The organism is Ruegeria sp. Alg231-54, from assembly GCF_900143525.1.
Classification (GTDB): domain Bacteria; phylum Pseudomonadota; class Alphaproteobacteria; order Rhodobacterales; family Rhodobacteraceae; genus Ruegeria.
Map to the genome: position 1 here is coordinate 14262 of NZ_FREZ01000004.1, position 16280 is coordinate 30541.

At 55.0% G+C, this 16280-nt stretch carries 14 protein-coding genes and 1 pseudogene; 10 read left to right on the forward strand and 5 right to left on the reverse strand.

Annotation, left to right across the window (positions count from 1 at the left end):
• Position 1 precedes the first annotated feature (1 nt).
• The 8 genes from DHN12_RS09265 (at position 2) to DHN12_RS09300 (ending at position 8950) form a co-directional block, all read left to right on the forward strand.
• Complete coding sequence (locus DHN12_RS09265) at positions 2–874, forward strand: shikimate dehydrogenase (RefSeq protein ID WP_108859947.1); 873 nt, start codon at positions 2–4, stop codon at positions 872–874.
• Positions 871–1686 carry a citryl-CoA lyase gene (locus DHN12_RS09270; protein WP_108859948.1) on the forward strand — a complete coding sequence of 272 codons (816 nt, stop codon included), beginning with the start codon at positions 871–873 and terminating at the stop codon, positions 1684–1686. Before DHN12_RS09265 ends, DHN12_RS09270 begins: the two co-directional genes overlap by 4 nt.
• The gene (locus DHN12_RS09275) at positions 1676–2863 is read left to right on the forward strand and encodes a Gfo/Idh/MocA family protein (RefSeq protein WP_234416602.1); all 1188 of its coding nucleotides are present in this window, start codon (positions 1676–1678) and stop codon (positions 2861–2863) included. The genes DHN12_RS09270 and DHN12_RS09275 overlap by 11 nt, the downstream gene beginning before the upstream one ends.
• Complete coding sequence (locus DHN12_RS09280) at positions 2853–3527, forward strand: hypothetical protein (protein WP_108859950.1); 675 nt, start codon at positions 2853–2855, stop codon at positions 3525–3527. The genes DHN12_RS09275 and DHN12_RS09280 overlap by 11 nt, the downstream gene beginning before the upstream one ends.
• Positions 3520–4710 (forward strand): Gfo/Idh/MocA family protein, encoded by a 1191-nt coding sequence (locus tag DHN12_RS09285; protein ID WP_108859951.1) that lies wholly within the window; start codon positions 3520–3522, stop codon positions 4708–4710. Before DHN12_RS09280 ends, DHN12_RS09285 begins: the two co-directional genes overlap by 8 nt.
• Before the next feature lie 139 nt (positions 4711–4849).
• Positions 4850–5779 carry a sugar phosphate isomerase/epimerase gene (locus DHN12_RS09290; RefSeq protein ID WP_234416603.1) on the forward strand — a complete coding sequence of 310 codons (930 nt, stop codon included), beginning with the start codon at positions 4850–4852 and terminating at the stop codon, positions 5777–5779.
• The gene (locus DHN12_RS09295) at positions 5760–7169 is read left to right on the forward strand and encodes an aldehyde dehydrogenase family protein (RefSeq protein WP_108859952.1); all 1410 of its coding nucleotides are present in this window, start codon (positions 5760–5762) and stop codon (positions 7167–7169) included. The genes DHN12_RS09290 and DHN12_RS09295 overlap by 20 nt, the downstream gene beginning before the upstream one ends.
• Complete coding sequence (locus DHN12_RS09300) at positions 7169–8950, forward strand: thiamine pyrophosphate-binding protein (RefSeq protein ID WP_108859953.1); 1782 nt, start codon at positions 7169–7171, stop codon at positions 8948–8950. The genes DHN12_RS09295 and DHN12_RS09300 overlap by 1 nt, the downstream gene beginning before the upstream one ends.
• 483 nt (positions 8951–9433) lie before the next feature.
• Here the strand turns inward: DHN12_RS09300 and DHN12_RS09305 are convergent, their stop codons facing one another.
• From DHN12_RS09305 to DHN12_RS09325, 5 genes are all read right to left on the reverse strand, one after another.
• Complete coding sequence (locus DHN12_RS09305) at positions 9434–10447, reverse strand: alpha/beta fold hydrolase (protein ID WP_108860171.1); 1014 nt, start codon at positions 10445–10447, stop codon at positions 9434–9436.
• Between the two features lie 19 nt (positions 10448–10466).
• On the reverse strand, positions 10467–11906 hold the full coding sequence (locus DHN12_RS09310; RefSeq protein WP_108859954.1) for a glutamine synthetase family protein: 1440 nt from the start codon (positions 11904–11906) through the stop codon (positions 10467–10469).
• Between the two features lie 103 nt (positions 11907–12009).
• Positions 12010–12408 carry an AraC family ligand binding domain-containing protein gene (locus DHN12_RS09315; protein WP_108859955.1) on the reverse strand — a complete coding sequence of 133 codons (399 nt, stop codon included), beginning with the start codon at positions 12406–12408 and terminating at the stop codon, positions 12010–12012.
• A 4-nt stretch (positions 12409–12412) separates the two neighbouring features.
• Positions 12413–12847, reverse strand: coding sequence for a lactoylglutathione lyase (gene gloA / locus DHN12_RS09320; RefSeq protein ID WP_108859956.1), 435 nt, complete (start codon positions 12845–12847; stop codon positions 12413–12415).
• A 19-nt stretch (positions 12848–12866) separates the two neighbouring features.
• A complete protein-coding gene (locus DHN12_RS09325) occupies positions 12867–13958 on the reverse strand; it encodes an aromatic ring-hydroxylating dioxygenase subunit alpha (RefSeq protein WP_108859957.1) in 1092 nt (363 codons plus the stop codon).
• A 457-nt stretch (positions 13959–14415) separates the two neighbouring features.
• Between DHN12_RS09325 and DHN12_RS09330 the strand changes: the two genes are divergently transcribed.
• Together DHN12_RS09330 and DHN12_RS09335 are read left to right on the forward strand one after the other, a co-directional pair.
• Positions 14416–14928 carry an Lrp/AsnC family transcriptional regulator gene (locus DHN12_RS09330; protein WP_108859958.1) on the forward strand — a complete coding sequence of 171 codons (513 nt, stop codon included), beginning with the start codon at positions 14416–14418 and terminating at the stop codon, positions 14926–14928.
• A gap of 185 nt (positions 14929–15113) precedes the next feature.
• Positions 15114–15712 (forward strand): annotated as a pseudogene (locus DHN12_RS09335) (IS6 family transposase).
• Positions 15713–16280 lie beyond the last annotated feature (568 nt).

Consider the following 16280-nt stretch of genomic DNA (forward strand, 5'->3'; position numbering starts at 1 on the left):
TATGAAGGCCGCACTAATCGGACAAGGGATTTCTGGCTCCATGACGCCTGAGATGCACGAGGCGGAGGGCCGGGCGCAGGGTATCGATCTGAGCTACGGTAGGATCGACACGGCAAAAGAGCCATTTCGTGGAATGTCGGTCGCTGATTTACTACATTATTCCGTTGAATTAGGCTGTGCGGCGGTCAACGTGACACACCCCTACAAAGCGTCGGTCATTGATCATCTCGATGAGCTTTCCAAGACTGCTGAGGAGCTTCAAGCTGTCAACGCGGTGGTTTTTTGTGACGACCGAATGGTTGGCCATAACACCGATTACATAGGTTTCCACAGTGCCTTCGGAGATTTTTTGGGATCATCGAAGACTGAAACGGTTCTCATGTTTGGTGCTGGTGGCGCGGGCAGTGCAGTCTCTTTGGCTTTGCTTGATTCAGGTGTTCGAGATCTGGAGATCATCGATCCTGACTTCCACCGAGCGCAGGCGCTGGTCAGTCGACTAAAGGTCTTGCGCCCTTGTGCGAAGCTTCAGGGTTCCCCCTCGATTTCGTTGGAACGGGTCAAATTTGTGGACGGAGTGGTCAATGCAACACCGCTCGGGATGGATAAGTACCCCGGGTCGGTAATTGATCCATCATTGTTGCGGCCGGATGCTTGGGTGGCAGATATAGTATATTTCCCGCTCGAGACACATCTTCTGAGCAGCGCCCGCACAACTGGGTTAAAAGTGATGAATGGTGCTGGAATGGCAGTTCATCAGGCTGCAGCGTCTTTTGAAATCTTCACCGGCTGCACCGCCTCAATCAGTCGTCTTCAAAACGTTTTCGATTCACTTCGTCAGCAGCGCATGCGCGAGTTTAGAGGTGCAACGGTATGACAAACGACGAGCAAGCTATCCGCCAATGGTGGCGTACCTCCATCATCGACATGAAGCCCGGTCAGATCGCTTTTCGTGGCAACGCCATAGAGGACCTGATCGGGAACGTATCTTTCCCGCAGATGATCTGGCTGATGGTGCGGGGTGATCTGCCCAGCGACGCACAAGCGCGCTTGTTCGAAGCTGCTTTGGTCGCAGGCGTGGATCACGGCCCACAGGCTCCCTCAATCGCGGCTGCGCGTATGGCCGCCACCTGCGGGGTAGGTCTCAATAATGCGATGGCGACTGCGGTGAACATGCTGGGCGACGTGCACGGCGGGGCAGGAGAGCAGTGTGCAGAGCTGTACTATGATATCGCAGTCCGCATGGATGCGGGAGCTTCGCTGAATGACGCTGTTCGGGATGGCTTGGACAGTTGGCGCGAGACCTACGGCAAGATCGTATCGGGCTTTGGTCACAGGTTTCACAAGCCTGTCGACCCACGCGCACCACGATTGATGAAACTTGTTCGTGATGCGACGGCAGTAGGCGCAGTATCTGGCCAGTTTGCCGATATCGGAGAAGAGGTTCAAGCCGAACTCGGTCGTCAACGCGGCGGTCGGCCAATTGCCATGAATATCGACGGCGCGACAGCTGTGATCTTCTGCGAACTTGGCTTTCCTGCGCCCTTGTCACGAGGGCTGTTCTGCCTGTCCCGCTCGGTCGGAATACTCGCCCACGCTTGGGAGCAAATGGGGCAGGGCGGTCGGAACAAAGGGCCGATGCCCCCGAATTACTTACCCCTCTACGAAGACAGGAATGATGACACGTGAGACATCGAAATCCTTCCGGGTCGGCCTTATTGGCTGTGGTCGTATCAGCGATATTTATCTAAAGACACTATCCAATTTTTCGAGCGTCGAGGTCGTGGCTTGTACATGCCTTGATCCTTCGGAAAGCCGCGCCAAAGCGGATCAATACGGTGTCGCCAAGGCCTGCACGCCAGATGAAGTGTTTGACGATCCGACGATTGACTGCGTTCTGAATCTGACAATTCCGGCGGCGCATGCCGAAATCAGCCTGCGCGCGTTGGAGGCGGGCAAGCACGTCTATTCCGAAAAGCCGCTGGTTATGAATCGAACAGATGGTAAGGCGATCCTGCACATGGCCTCTGAAAAGGGGTTACTGGTCGGTTGCGCACCCGACACGTTTCTGGGCGGTCGCTGGCAGACCGTTCGGCGCTTGATCGACGAGGGTGCCATTGGCAAACCGACAGGGGTTTTTGCCCATGTCGGGACCCACGGGACGGAGCGCCACCATCCCAACCCGGATTTCTACTACCAGGCCGGTGGCGGGCCCTTGCTGGACCTTGGGCCATACTACCTGACCGCCATGATTTTCTGTCTTGGTCCCGTAGACCGGGTCGCCGGAATGGCTCGGCGTACTTTCGACAAAAGGATGATCGAAAACGGCCCTCGCAACGGTGAATGGATAGATGTCGAGGTCGACACGCACTCCCTAAGCCTGCTGCAGTTCTCTTCCGGAGCTATAGGGTCGATGACCATGAGCTTCGACGTCTGGGACAGCGAAACTCCGCGGTTCGAGATCTACGGTGAAAACGGCACCATCAGCATCCCTGACCCTGACCCGGTTCATGGTGCCAATATCTTTCAGGGGGATGTCTGGTTGAAGACACGGGACACCTCGCGCTGGTCTCATCAGCCCCGTCCAACTGGTCGCGAGGACTGGCAGGTGGTCGAAAACAAACATGGATTCAATGAAGACAGTCGCGGGCTCGGCCTTTTGGATCTGGCTCTGGCGGCACAAGAAGGACGCCAACCCCGTGCAAGTGGAGCGCTTGCATACCACGTTTTCGAGGTTATGGACGCGATCGAACGGGCGCCGAAATTTGGCGCCTATCAGACAATAGAAAGCCGGTGCGAAGCGCCGACGCCTTTGCCGGTCGATTTCCTTAACGACGAGAGAAAGGAATTGGTTCATGCCGATTGAGACACTCGACTTTGCTCAGCCATTCTTTCGCGTCCAGCACATCAGTGATGAAGACAGAATATCTGTCGAGGGTCGCGCTATCGTCCTTAACCTTGGGCGGCTGGATATCTCGCTCGAGGATCAGGCCGTTGCACCGCTTTCGTCTGTTATCGTGCAAGATAGCTCACTCAAAGGTGTGGAACGCGCAGTAATTGTCCACGGTTTTGACGCTCATGCCGATGAGAACGAGTTGTTCGCATGGGTGAAAGATACATGGCCATCTGCTTTTGATGTTCGCCAAGAGGAGCGTCTGCGCGGTGTCAGCCACTACATGTCGCCAAAGGTCTTCGTGGGTAACGTTGGACTGACCATGTACCATTCCGGTTCGGTCCCATTGAATGTCGGATTGCACAAGGATCATCCGTTCTGCCCGGTACCGGGGTTTCGCGAAGTGCATACGCAAATCGTAGGCTTTGGCAAAATGCAGCAATGCCGTGAGCGGGATGTTGAAACCCTTTACCTCGAAGAATTCATGGCCCCTGGCACGACGCACAAACCGATGTATGACGCCGAATGCAACTATCCCTGGCATCAGTACGAGACGATTACCCCCAGCATTTTCATGGCAGTGGAAATGCTGCCGGAAGGCGTACGGGTCCCGGAAATGGAGATTCAGAATGGCTGAAAGACTTTTACCCCAAGACCTGAACTTCGACGGCCCTTTCCCCCGGTTGTCTCGCCGTTTGCGGCTGGGCGTTGTTGGAGGTGGACGTATTTCAGTCACGCAAGCAACGGCCGCGCGGATGACCGACCGGTGGGAGGTCGCCGCAGGCGCGCTCAGTTCTGACGCTGCGCGCAGCAAGGCACGTGGGGCCGAGTGGTATCTGCCAGCAGACAGGTGCTATGCGTCATTCGACGAGATGGCACAGGCAGAGGCGGCGCGCCCGGATGGCGTAGATGCCGTAATGATCACTACCCCGAACCACGTTCATTTCGAAGCGGCCAAAGCGTTTCTGGATGCGGGCATTGACGTGTTGTGCGACAAGCCCCTGACCAACGAAGTCGCCGAAGCCGAGGGGCTTGAGGAGATTACCGCGCGCACGGGACAGGTCTTTGCCGTCGGATATGCGATGTCGTGCTTTCCAGTGATCCGGCAAGCTAGGCAAATCGTGGCCGACGGAGCTATCGGAAAAATCAACCAAATACATGTTGAATTTATGCAAGACTGGATGACGCCCGAAGATGTAGCCGATGCGCCTCATGTAAAGTGGCGGCTGGACCCAAAGATTTCTGGCCCGACCAGTTGTGTCGGCGATATCGGCACCCATGCCGCGCATCTGGCCAGTTTTGTCTCGGGCCTGCCCTTGACCGACCTGCGGGCCGAGTTTCATGTCTGCGGCGCACCAAAGCCTTTGGAAGACACGGTGTTCATATTCACCCGTTACCAAAATGAAGTCCCAGGAACCTTGATGGCAACACGACTTGCCCCCGGAAACCGGGGTGGGTTGCGCCTGCGCATATTCGGGAACGAAGGAGGCCTCGAGTGGGACCTGGAGAACTCGGAGCAGCTGAAGTTCAATCGGTTCGGTGAGCCGGATCGTATCATCAGCCGAGGTCACGGGCATGGCATCGGCCGCGGCGCAGAACGTCTGATCCGTACCGCGCGCGGCTTCCCTGAAGGGATTATCGAAGCCTGGGCCAACCTCTATACGGAATTTGCCATGGCCGTAGCCGCGCGTCGGGATGGCGTTACCGTCCCGGCCGATTGGCTTGCCTATCCCAGTGTCGAACAAGGCGCAGACGGTGTCCGATTCATTGACGCCTCTGTGCGCTCTCACCAGTCCGGAGGGGAATGGGTCACTCTCTAAGGCTGTTCCAACACGAATGTAGAACATGCCCGGGCCGTTGCTCGGACGTTTCTATTTTTCGCGCAGTATTCAGAGTTGATGTTTTTAAAAATATCAGATATTTTGGATTGCGTATGATGAATTTTAGATTCGCAGACACATGGAGCTGTCGTTCATGGTGAAACCCGAAGAGGCAGGCGCAAGCCCCTCTCTCTATTCCTTGGCGCATCTGACGCTGATTGGCTGCACGCCGCCCGAGCTGGTCTATATAGCCGCCCGCGCCGGTTACGATGCCGTCAGTCCTCGGTTCATTCCGATGCATGTGCCCGGTGAATTCACTCAATCTCCAATCGACAAGGCACAGGTGCAGGCCACCAAAACTGCTCTCTCTACCACCGGCTTGAAAGTGCTCGACGTCGAGCTCGCGCGCATCACCGAAGATGTCGACCCGCGCAGTTTTGAGCCTTCGTTGGAGATCGGCGGGGAACTGGGCGCCAAGCGCATGATCATGAGCGCGTGGACCAACACCCGCGATGATCGTGACTTTCTGATCGACGTCTATTCCGAGACCTGCGAGTTGGCAGCACCTTATGGGCTGACGGTGGACCTGGAGTTTCCAAGTTTTTCACGCCTGCGCACTCTGGATGAGGCGCTCGATATTGTCCGTGCCTCCGATCAGCCCAACGGCGGTATTCTGGTCGACACGCTCTACCTGCACCTCAGCCGTGTGGATCTGGGAGAACTGTTGCACGTCCCATCGGAGTTGTTTCATTTCCTCCATATTTCCGATTGCCTGCCCGGCATCGCCGATACGCGCGAGGGCATGATCCAGCTGGCCCGTGATGCAAGGTTGTACCCTGGCGAAGGTTGGATTGATTTCACCGGCATCATCGAACGGATGCCACCCGTCGACTATTCCATCGAACTGCCCAACCAAAGCCGCGTTGCCGAGTTGGGATATGAAGAACACGCGCGTCGCTGTCTCAGCCACGCCAAGCGAACATTCGGCGAGGCGCGATCGCAGCGCCGCATGCCCGATTCAGCAATTCTAAAATACCAAGAGGATAATCATGGGCAAAGAGCTCACTGAAAACGACCGACAACTCGCGGCCGATATGCTGGCGCGCGCCCGCGCGGCCATGGCCGAAATCGAGGATTGGGATCAGGACAGGCTGGACCGCCTGTCTCAGGCCATCGCGTGGTATGCGGGGAACGAGAAAACCTTCACGCGTCTGGCCCAGCAGGGCGTGGACGAAAGCGGTATCGGAGATCGTGAAGGGCGTCCTGCCAAACGGTTCAAAATCCACATGGTGCTGCGTGATGTCCTGCGCACTCCTTCGACCGGTATCGTCGAAGTGGATGAGGAAAAAGGACTGGTTAAATATGCCAAACCTGCCGGTGTGATCGCGTCTCTGATCCCCATGACCAATCCAGCGATGACACCACCGGTGACCGGCGTTTCCGCCGCCAACGCCCGGAATGCGGTCATCTTCAGCCCGCACCCGCGAACCGCTCATACCACCTTCGAAATGGTCGAGGTCATGCGTGCAGCTTGTCGTGCTGCCGGTGCCCCCGAGGACTTGTTTCAATCCATTCGCAAACCGTCGATCCCATTAACGCAACATCTGATGGAGATCTGCGACCTGACTTTGGCTACGGGCGGCAAACCCATGGTAAAAGCGGCGTACAGTTCAGGGCGTCCAGCCTATGGTGTCGGCGCGGGCAATTCATCTATTGTCATCGATGAGACAGCCGACTTGGACATCGCCGCTCAGAACACACGCATTTCGAAGATGTCCGACTTTGGCTCGGGTTGTTCGGCCGACGGTAACATCATTATCCAGCGTTCGGTCTACGACTATATGATCAAGGCGCTTGAGGCCGAAGGCGGGTACCTGTGTTCGGACGAAGAGAAGGCCACGCTCGAAGCGGCCATGTGGGATGAGAAGGGCAACCGTACCTTCCCGACTATCGCTTGTCCGCCTCAGCAAACGGCAAAGGTCGCCGGATTCTCGATCCCCGAAGATCGCAAATTCCTGATGGTCGAAAATCAGGGGCAAATCGGGCCGCAGCACAAGTTCTCCAAGGAAAAATTGACAACGCTGATGGCGCTCTATCACTTTGATACATTCGATGACGCGCTGGAAACGGTCAGTCAGATCTATAACACGGGCGGCAAAGGCCATTCCTGCGGCATCTACAGCCACAATGACGATCATATCGATCGGCTCGCGCGTTTGGCTCCGGTCAGCCGCATGATGGTGCGACAGCCTCAGTCCAAGGCCAATGCAGGCGCCTGGACCAATGGCATGCCCATGACCAGCAGCCTGGGTTGCGGCATCTGGGGCGGCAACATCACCAATGAAAACGTCACCTTGAAACATATGATGAACTACACTTGGGTCAGCCGCCCGATCCCGGAGGATCGCCCCTCGGAGCCGGACCTGTTCGGTGAGTTCTACGGACAGGAGGTCGCGTGATGGACGGAGCGAAACTGGAAGGCAAAACCGTTGCCGAACATATCGTTGACTTTCTCGAACGCCGTGAGGTCAAGCACGTATTCGGCCTGTGCGGGCACACGAACATCGCGGTTCTGGCTGCGCTGGCCGAAAGTCCAATTGATTTCGTCACCGTGCGGCATGAACAGATCGCCAGCCACGCGGCGGACGCTTACGCCCGGGTGACGGGCGAGGCCTCGGTGGTGTTGTCCCATCTCTCCCCTGGGCTGACCAATTGCGCCACCGGGGTCGCCAACGCCGCACTGGACTGTATCCCGATGGTCGTGATCGCGGGCGATATTCCTACGCACTACTACGGCAAACATCCGCATCAGGAAGTGAACCTGCATGCAGACGCCGCCCAGTGGGAGATCTATCGCCCCTTCGTGAAACGCGCTTGGCGTGTGGACCGGGCAGACCTGATGGCTGAAATTCTGGAAAAGGCGTTCCATCTCGCCGAAAGCGGTCAGCCCGGACCGGTGCTGGTCAATGTCCCCATGGATATCTTCTCAGAGGTGATCCCCGCAGACAGTTTCGACCGTATCCGCGACAACACGCGCGCGCTCAAGAAGCCGTCGATTGACGACGAGACAGCGCGAGAGATTGTCGAAGCGTTGGCTAAAGCAGAAAATCCAGTCGCTTATGTCGGAGGTGGAATTCTTCTGGCACAGGCCAGCGAGGAGTTGCGAGAATTTGTTGAACATATGGGCCTTCCAGTCGCGCATTCCCTGATGGGTAAAGGTGCGTTGCGGGACGACCATCCGCTTGTGCTGGGAATGACCGGGTTTTGGGGCACCGAATTGGTCAACCAGTCCTGCTTGAATGCGGACTACATCTTTGCCTTGGGCACTCGGTTCAAAGAGGCTGATTGTTCAAGTTGGTACCCTGGCTACACGTTCAACATTCCGGGATCGAAGGTCATTCATATCGACATTGAGCCGCAGGAGATCGGTCGGAACTATCCCACCGAGCTCGGAGTCGTTGCTGACGCCAAGGCCGCGCTGCGCGTCCTCAACCGGGTTGCCCGCAAGATGTATCCGGGCGGTTTCGAACGCCCCGCGCTGGAACAGAAGATCGCTGACTTCCGGACAGACTTCAAAGCGCGCAACATGGAAATGGCGACATCATCGGCCTTTCCGATGATGCCCGAGCGTATTTTGGCAGATACCCGCAAGGCACTGCCTGAGGATGCCATCATCACCACGGACGTTGGGTGGAACAAGAACGGTGTCGGACAGCAATTCGATATCCTGACCCCCGGCTCAATACTGACCCCGGGCGGGTTTGCGACTATGGGTTTTGGCCCGCCGGGAGCGATCGGCGCGAAAATGGCGGCACCTGATCGCGTTGTGATCAGTCTGGTGGGCGATGGTGGCTTCGGCCAAAACCCGTCGATGCTCGCAACGGCCGTCGAACTCGATCTGGGCATTATCTGGGTGGTCATGAACAACAACGCCTTCGGAACGATCGCCGGCCTTCAAAAAGCGCATTACGGTTTGACCTATGGAACCACGTTCCCCGGATCAGCCGCCGCACCCGCAAACGGACCGGGCTATGCCGACATAGCGCGAGCCTACGGCGCGGAAGGGCACAGACTCAGCGCTGCCGACGAACTGTTGCCCGCACTGGAAGCGGCAATCGCCAGTGGCAAGCCAACCGTGCTCGATGTGCCAATGATCAACAACCCAACACCAACTACCGGACATTGGAACATCCTGGACATTTATTCGCCGGACAAGGACGTTTCTCACGTCGCGACCTGACGATACTGAGCGCGGTAAGCCGTGCCAGTCCTTTGCCGTCAATAAATCCGTTTGCGATCGAGAAAACTGTAGCGTTGCGGCGGGAAAACGATGCTCGTACCGAATTCTGCGCAACGTGCAACATACCATCAAGGGTGTGCTGTGCGCGTTGTCAAACTGTCTAACATCAGCATTTATGGGTCCAATTTTGGCAGTTTGATAAGAGAGTGCTTCGGGCTGATCGTAGCCACTGAAGAGTGGAGGACGAAAAGGATAATTGGAGCCCGGAAAAGGCCTGGTTAGAACATCATCAAGAAATTGACCTCTCGTCTCGGTTCCGACAAAGCATTTAAAGAACAACCATTCTTCGGCCCTCATTGGGTCGCGTGCAATACTGGTCTCCATCACAGTTACCAACTTGAATCATGTCTGGCGGCAAATTTTAATCCCTTTTGTCAACACGTCCTAGTGAATGCGCACGGTCCCGCTGCTATTTAGCAAACGTTACTCTTCTAAAAGTTCCCGAATATTGGCATCTAGCTGCGCAGTGAAACCTTTGTCATTGCCTGGGTTGGCAACGCAATGGCCCCAAGGGGAATTGTAAGGGCGGAAGATGGCGCGAGGTATGTGGTGGGCCTCAATTTCATTGTCCTCGGGAGGGAAATATAGATCCTGAGTACAGGGCATCAGAATGGCACGAGCCTTGATGGCACCTAGCGCCAGTTCAAAATCTTCATTGTAAAGCGACCCGGCTGAGATGTCGCCTGCCTGCCAAGTGGCAAGCTTTGCCAGTAAGTTGTTGGCATCCCAGCCCTGCACATGGTCCTGCTCCCAATCCTGCATCAGTTCTTCAATGGATTGAAATCCCAGCTGCCGATATAGCCCCTTGCGATAGAATGTCTGAGAGAAGGCCCAGCCTGCATAAACCCGGCCAAAGGCGCTAAGCCCGGCCTCGGGTGGGCTGTCATAGTTACCGCCGTTCCAATTCTGATCCGCGCAAAGGGCGGCCTTGACCCCTTCGAGGAAGACAAAGTTATGCGGTGAGGTCTTGGCCGAGGCGCAGAAAGGCAGGATCGCCTGGACCATGTCCGGGTATTGCGCCGCCCACTGGTAGGATTGGCAGCCCGCCATTGACCAGCCAGCGACTAGGGCGATTTTATCGATCCCCAGCTGATCATGGATCAACCGATGCTGGGCAGCGATGTTGTCCCACATCTGCACCAGCGGAAATCGCGGGCCGTCCTGCGGCGCAGGCGTATTCGATGGCGACGATGAGCGACCATTGCCGAACAGGTTCGGGCTGACGATAAAATGGCGGCTTGGATCAATCGCGCGACCTGGGCCAAAGAACCCCTCGTTACGGGAATTAGTGCCGGTATAAAAGGTGGGCAGAACGATGACGTTGTCACGGGCGGCCGACATTGTACCGTAGGTCTGATAGGCAAGCTTGGCATCCTTCAATACCTTGCCCGACAAAAGCGGAAAGTCGCCCAGCTCGTAAATCTCAAAATCTGGCACCACCCGATCCTTTCCTGTCTTAGTAGAGCCGCAGATATTCCTGCACTTCCCAATCGGTGACCGATTGGTGATACCGCTCCCACTCATCGTTTTTATATTCGAGATAAGAACTACGCATCACCGGGCCCATCACATGTTCCGCCATGGCATCGCCACGCAAAGCCTCAATCGCGTTATAGAGCGTTCGCGGCAATCGGTGGATTCCGAGTTCGGCAAGTTCAGCTTCGGTCTTAGAATAAAGATCAAAATCTGTTGGTTCGCCCGGGTCGGTCTTTTCTTTGATGCCCTTAACACTACAGCTCAGATGCATCGCCATTGCCAGATAGACATTCATGGTCATGTCGCAGGCACGGTTTTCGATGCAGTGGCGGCTCTGTGGCAGGCGGAACTGGGCCGAGCGATTGTTGAAGCCATATGTGATATTGGTCGGAGCCCAGGTGACTGTGCCGCCTTCAAAACCGCCAACGCGCGGCACCAACCCGTTATAAGAATTCACGGTCGGACAGGTGATCGCCGTGATTGCTTCGGCGTGCTGCATCAATCCGCCCACTGCCCAGCGGCTCTCGTCGCTCCAGTTGCCATCGGGTGTCTCAAAAATGTTTTCGCCGGGGCGACTTTCATGCTGCATCGACATGTTGATATGCGCCCCGGACCGCCAGTCTCCCACTGTTGGCTTTGGCATGAAGGTCACAAACAGCCCATGCTGCTTGGCCACCTCTTTCAACGTGATGCGCAAAAAAGCCAACCGGTCGGACATTTCCAGCAGGTTGGTATAATGGAAATCAAGTTCAAACTGGGAATATGCACCCTCGGCCACCACGTCATGCAGGTTCCAGCCTAATCCTTCGATGATGTCGATCAGAGTTTTTAGGAATGGCATCGAGTCTATGGAATACTCAACGTCATAGCCAAATGCCTGACGACGCGGACGAAGCCCATCTGCAGGGTCATCGTCAAATGCCTTAACCGGCTGCCCGGCGTCGTCATATTTCATCACGATAAACTCGGGTTCTACCCCGGCGTAACCGGTGTAACCTTCCAGCGCGGCCTCGTGCATGGCGCGTTTCAAGGCCTGACGCGGACAAACGTTGTAAGGAGCGTCTTCCCAGTAGAGATCCGAGAAGATGATCACCATCGATGTGTCCCATGGACAGACGTAGACGGCATCGAGATCCGGAACCACCACCTGATCGCTGTCGGCGGGGCTTAGCTCGGGCACGTACGAAATCGAATGCACCGCGAACTGTGGCCCTTTCCCAAGGCATAGCGGTTCAAAATCACTCATCGGTACGGGTTTGGTTTTTGGAATACCGTGCAGGTCAATCCAGGCGGCCATCACGTATTTGACGCCAGCCTCTTCCAGACGCTGCCGCACTTCTGCGATACGCGGGCGGTTACGTTCGACAGCGTCGTTGAACGTTTCGTAGTAGATGCGGGTGCTGGCATTATCCTTGGGCATTCGGCGTCCTCCCATCGAATGGCAATCAGATTTGGTTCACCGAGGGTGACCCCTCAGTGTTGGTGCTGGTTTCGGTTGTTCTGTCGCTCAGCGGAAAAGATGTTCAGCCGGGGACAAAATCGTCAGGGTCGATGCCCGGAACCTGCGTGATCCCGGCAAGCTGTTTCCAGTTGTGTGGGTAGGCGGCATAGAAGATCACGCATTTGCCGTCCGACTCGTAGGAAATGTGGTTGTCCTTCGGGACAAACAGCACATCACCACGATTGCAAACATAGCTTTTGCCATCGCAAACCAGCCGGAATGTACCCTCAAGGCAATAAATGATCTCGTCGCAGGTCAGATCCCACGGCACCTTGATGTTGTTCAGGACGTTGATACCGCCGCACATGGACTTGCTGAATTCACTGGTCACCATCGGTTTGATGTAAGTGTCGCTGTCGCCCATCGAGTCGTAGCGATTTTGAACCAGATCGAATTTGAAAAGTTGAGGTGTGTCACCCATTTGGTCAGCCTTCCTGTGCCAGGTGTTTCAGTATGGATTCGTTCAATTCGACCTTGTAACCGTCAGGGTCCTCGCAAAAGGCGATGACCCTTGTGCCGTTTTTCATTGGCCCCGGTGGGCGGGTGATGTTTACCCCCGCCGCAGCCAGCTGTTCGCACGCGGCATAAACATCTGGCGTTTCGATGCAGATGTGACCCCAGCCGTCGCCTTTGTCATAAGGCGTGCCCTGATCCCAATTGGCGGTCAGCTCCAGTGTGGGAAACTCGGCCTCAGGCCCATAGCCGATAAACGTGTTGGTGAATTTGCCTTCGGGGTAATCCGTGCGCCGCTGCACTTCCATACCCAGAATTCCGCAATAGAAATCGAGTGACTTCTCCATGTCGGTGACCCGCATCATCGTATGGGCCAGACGAAACCCTTTGGATATGGGCTTGTTCATCGATCTTATTCCTTCTTGCTTATGCACCTGCCACGTCGCGCTCGATCAGATCCTGAAAGGCGCGCACACTGTCCTCCCAAGCGGGCGACAACAGGCCCCCATCCTCGGCGACCGGGGATTTGCGGCCCTCAAACATGCGCTCAACCATCTCGTGATCTTCCTTGTGGACATCCCACCATAGGTTTCTGAGGGCTTGTACTTCCTCGGCGCTCAGTTCCTGACCTTCGGTCGTGTAAAGTGCTCGGTACTGGCGCATCTTTCCTGGACCAATGGGCACGTTCAGATAGACGCCCAGCTGATCCGGGAAATAGCGGCCCAGAATGAAATTTGGGTACAGGGTCAGATAACGAGAGCTGACACCCAGACTGCCGGATGTGCCCAACTCTTCGTTCAGATCCACAGCGCTGCCGATGCAGGTGCCATCGGTGATGGTATAGTGGTTTTCCAATGGTTGATCAGTGGTTGAGGCATGGACAAACTGGACGTGATAGGGCTCGATAAAGTTCTCCATGATCAGCTTCCAGTTGGTGCCAATCTCACCAAAGTCGAGCAGGCCAATTGGTTCCACTCTGGTGAAGTCCATCCCCTTTAGCCGGCTGATCAAAGGCGCGGCATAGTCTTCGAAATCAGGCGCATTCCCGTCCAGATTGACGAAAATCCAGTCATGCCAGACATGGGTGCGCACGGGCTTGAGGCGATGATTTTTGATGTCAAAGCCGTCGAATTCCTGTTTGCCGGTTCCGGCAAAATGCGGCGCAGCCCGCAGGCGGCCATCCAGGTCATAAGCCCAGGCATGATAAGGGCAGCGGATCAGCTTGCCGACATTCTTGGGCTTGTCGACCAATGTCATGCAGCGGTGCAGGCAAACATTATGAAACACCTGAATATCGCCATCACGACCGCGCACCGCCAGCAGTGGCAAGTCTGCGCAGGTGATTGGATGTGTATCACCGGTGTTGACCATCTGATGGGCAAAGCCGATGAACACCCAGTTCTTGGCCAGGACAGTCTGGCATTCCCTCTGCCAGAACTCTTCGCTGCGATACGCCCCGGCAGTCAGCCCGTGCTGAGGCCCGCCAACGGCCTGCGCTCTTTCCTCGGCAATTGTCATTTGTCCTCCCTTCGACACTGCCACCTGCACCCGCCTGTTCAACGGTATGCGCATGGTTTCCACCGTTTCTCGCGGGGCACCTGTTTGCAGGTATTGTCCCACCGCGCCGGGCTTAGAATATTATTCTGCGAATATCGCACATGTGAGCTAATATTTTTCGGTATCCGCCACTGGAATCGATTTTCGAGCAGGAATTAGAAATTATCTGGTCAATAAACGGCATTTTGATACGAAATTCGAATAACGCAGCCACGCAGGTAACGAGAGCTACAATTTCAACAGGATATTGCAGGGAATTCGGCAATCGCTCCCAAAAATAATACTCGGAATATGTGGTGTTGAGATCGAAGTATGTCGTTTTTCGCACTTCGTTCCGGAAAACTCCCAAGCAATAATTGCGGATTTCGACGCTCTCACCTAACCTCACTTACGAATACAGCAATCGAGCATCAGGTATATGGCAGTAAAAAAGCAGTCAAACGTGCGCGCCACCGCACAGAGCATCAGATCCCCAAAGGATGACTTGAACCAACAGATCATCCGGCTATTGCAGCAAGATGGTCGAATGGCCTTCTCTGAGATTGCGCAGCAGTTGAATGTGTCCGAAGGAACCATCCGCAACAGGGTGAGCGGGCTGCGAGACAACAACATGTTGCGGATTGTTGCGATGTCGGATCCTGTGGCCACAGAGTACACAACCGACGCGATGATTGGGTTAAATGTTGCTGTTGGCGTGACCCCACGCCAAGTGGCGGAACGGCTTGAAAAGAACCCAAGGGTTGTTTTCATCCTGTGGGTCGCGGGCCGTTATGACCTGATCATTGAATTGGTCAGCGACGAGGATAACGCATTGAAGGAATTTCTGGAGCATGAAATCCACGCGAATGACGATATCGCCAATGCCGACGTTATGCCGGGGCTGAAGAATTTCAAGAATCAGTTCCTGCTAAAGCAGAATGTTACGCAGTGATTAGGAGGGAGTCGATCGCTCAAACCAATAGGGCGAAAGGCTTTCAAAAGAGTTTTTTGGGTGGGGCTCTGTTGTGAACTTTTGACCATTGATCTTTGTGACGTTGGCGCCTGAGTCGCGAACTGCATTATCCAGTTTAAGGTTGGTCAAAGAACTTTTTCAAATGTTCGCGGTATCCAAAAGAAGTGAACCTGATCGCAGCATTTTTCCATGTTCGATACGGTGTCACCAATCGAAATCTGGAAGAAATCATTGTGGAACGCTGTGTATCAGTTGATCAAACTACACTGAACCGAGGGGTCACGGGATACTCTTGCGCTATTGTCGAAACTGCGCGCCGCCAAAAAATGACCTGCGACCCTACTTGGAGAATGGACGGGCCCACGTTATGGTGAAAGGCGCATGGTTCTACCTCTATCGGGCCGTCGACAAAAACGGCAAGACATTGGATTTCATGCGTTCTCAAAGCGGAAACAAATCGGCAGTGACGAAGTTCTTTGCCCAGATGCTGGAGGTCAACGGACCTCCGCGGAAGATCGTCATCGACAAGAGTCGTGCCAATACAGATGGGATCAAGGCTGTTAACAAGATACTGAAAGGTTTAGTCTGCCCGGTCCCAATCGAGTGGGAGAGGCGGAGGTATCTCAATAACACCGTGGAACAAGATCACCGTTTGATCAAACGGCGAACGCGCCCGATGCTCGGTTTCAAATCATTCGTTCCTGCAATTTTCACTTTGTAAGGTATCGAAGTCAACAACACGATCCGCAAGGGGCAGTTCTAGCCTAGAACCTGCCCTTTCAAGAAATTCGCGGAACAGGCCGCATAACCGGAAAACGCCGTGATCTCTTCGGCTAGCGAGAAACTTTGCGACAGATCCGACAAGATGAACAAACCATTCTCTCACTAGGAAGCCTGATCGTCCATTCCTCGGCGGTAACTATGAGTCAAAGTGACTCTCAGAAAATCGCCGTGCTTCGACCCATTGGCGCTGGCGCCAGGCAATGTGACAACACCCCAAACAATACTGTGAGTATCGAATTGAGATTGCCTGTTGCATTTTAGCAATGGGCGAGCCGTACGTCCAATAAGGCGAGCTTAAAATAGATAATCTCCTTAATCTTGTGTTTATTCTATTCCGAAGTGAGATGGGGAAATTTGAATTGTAGGTTGCCGTTCTACGCGAACGCAGCTTGCCCTCAAATATTGTGGCTAAGTCGTGTGTGGGGTGCAAGAGTGTCCAAAAAATCAAGATTGTTATTGGCTGTTTCTTTTTATGCATTAATTTCAACGCCTTTATTCGCAGCCCCCACGGCAGACTCAAAAGTAGGCGACACGGTGGCCAACCCGGT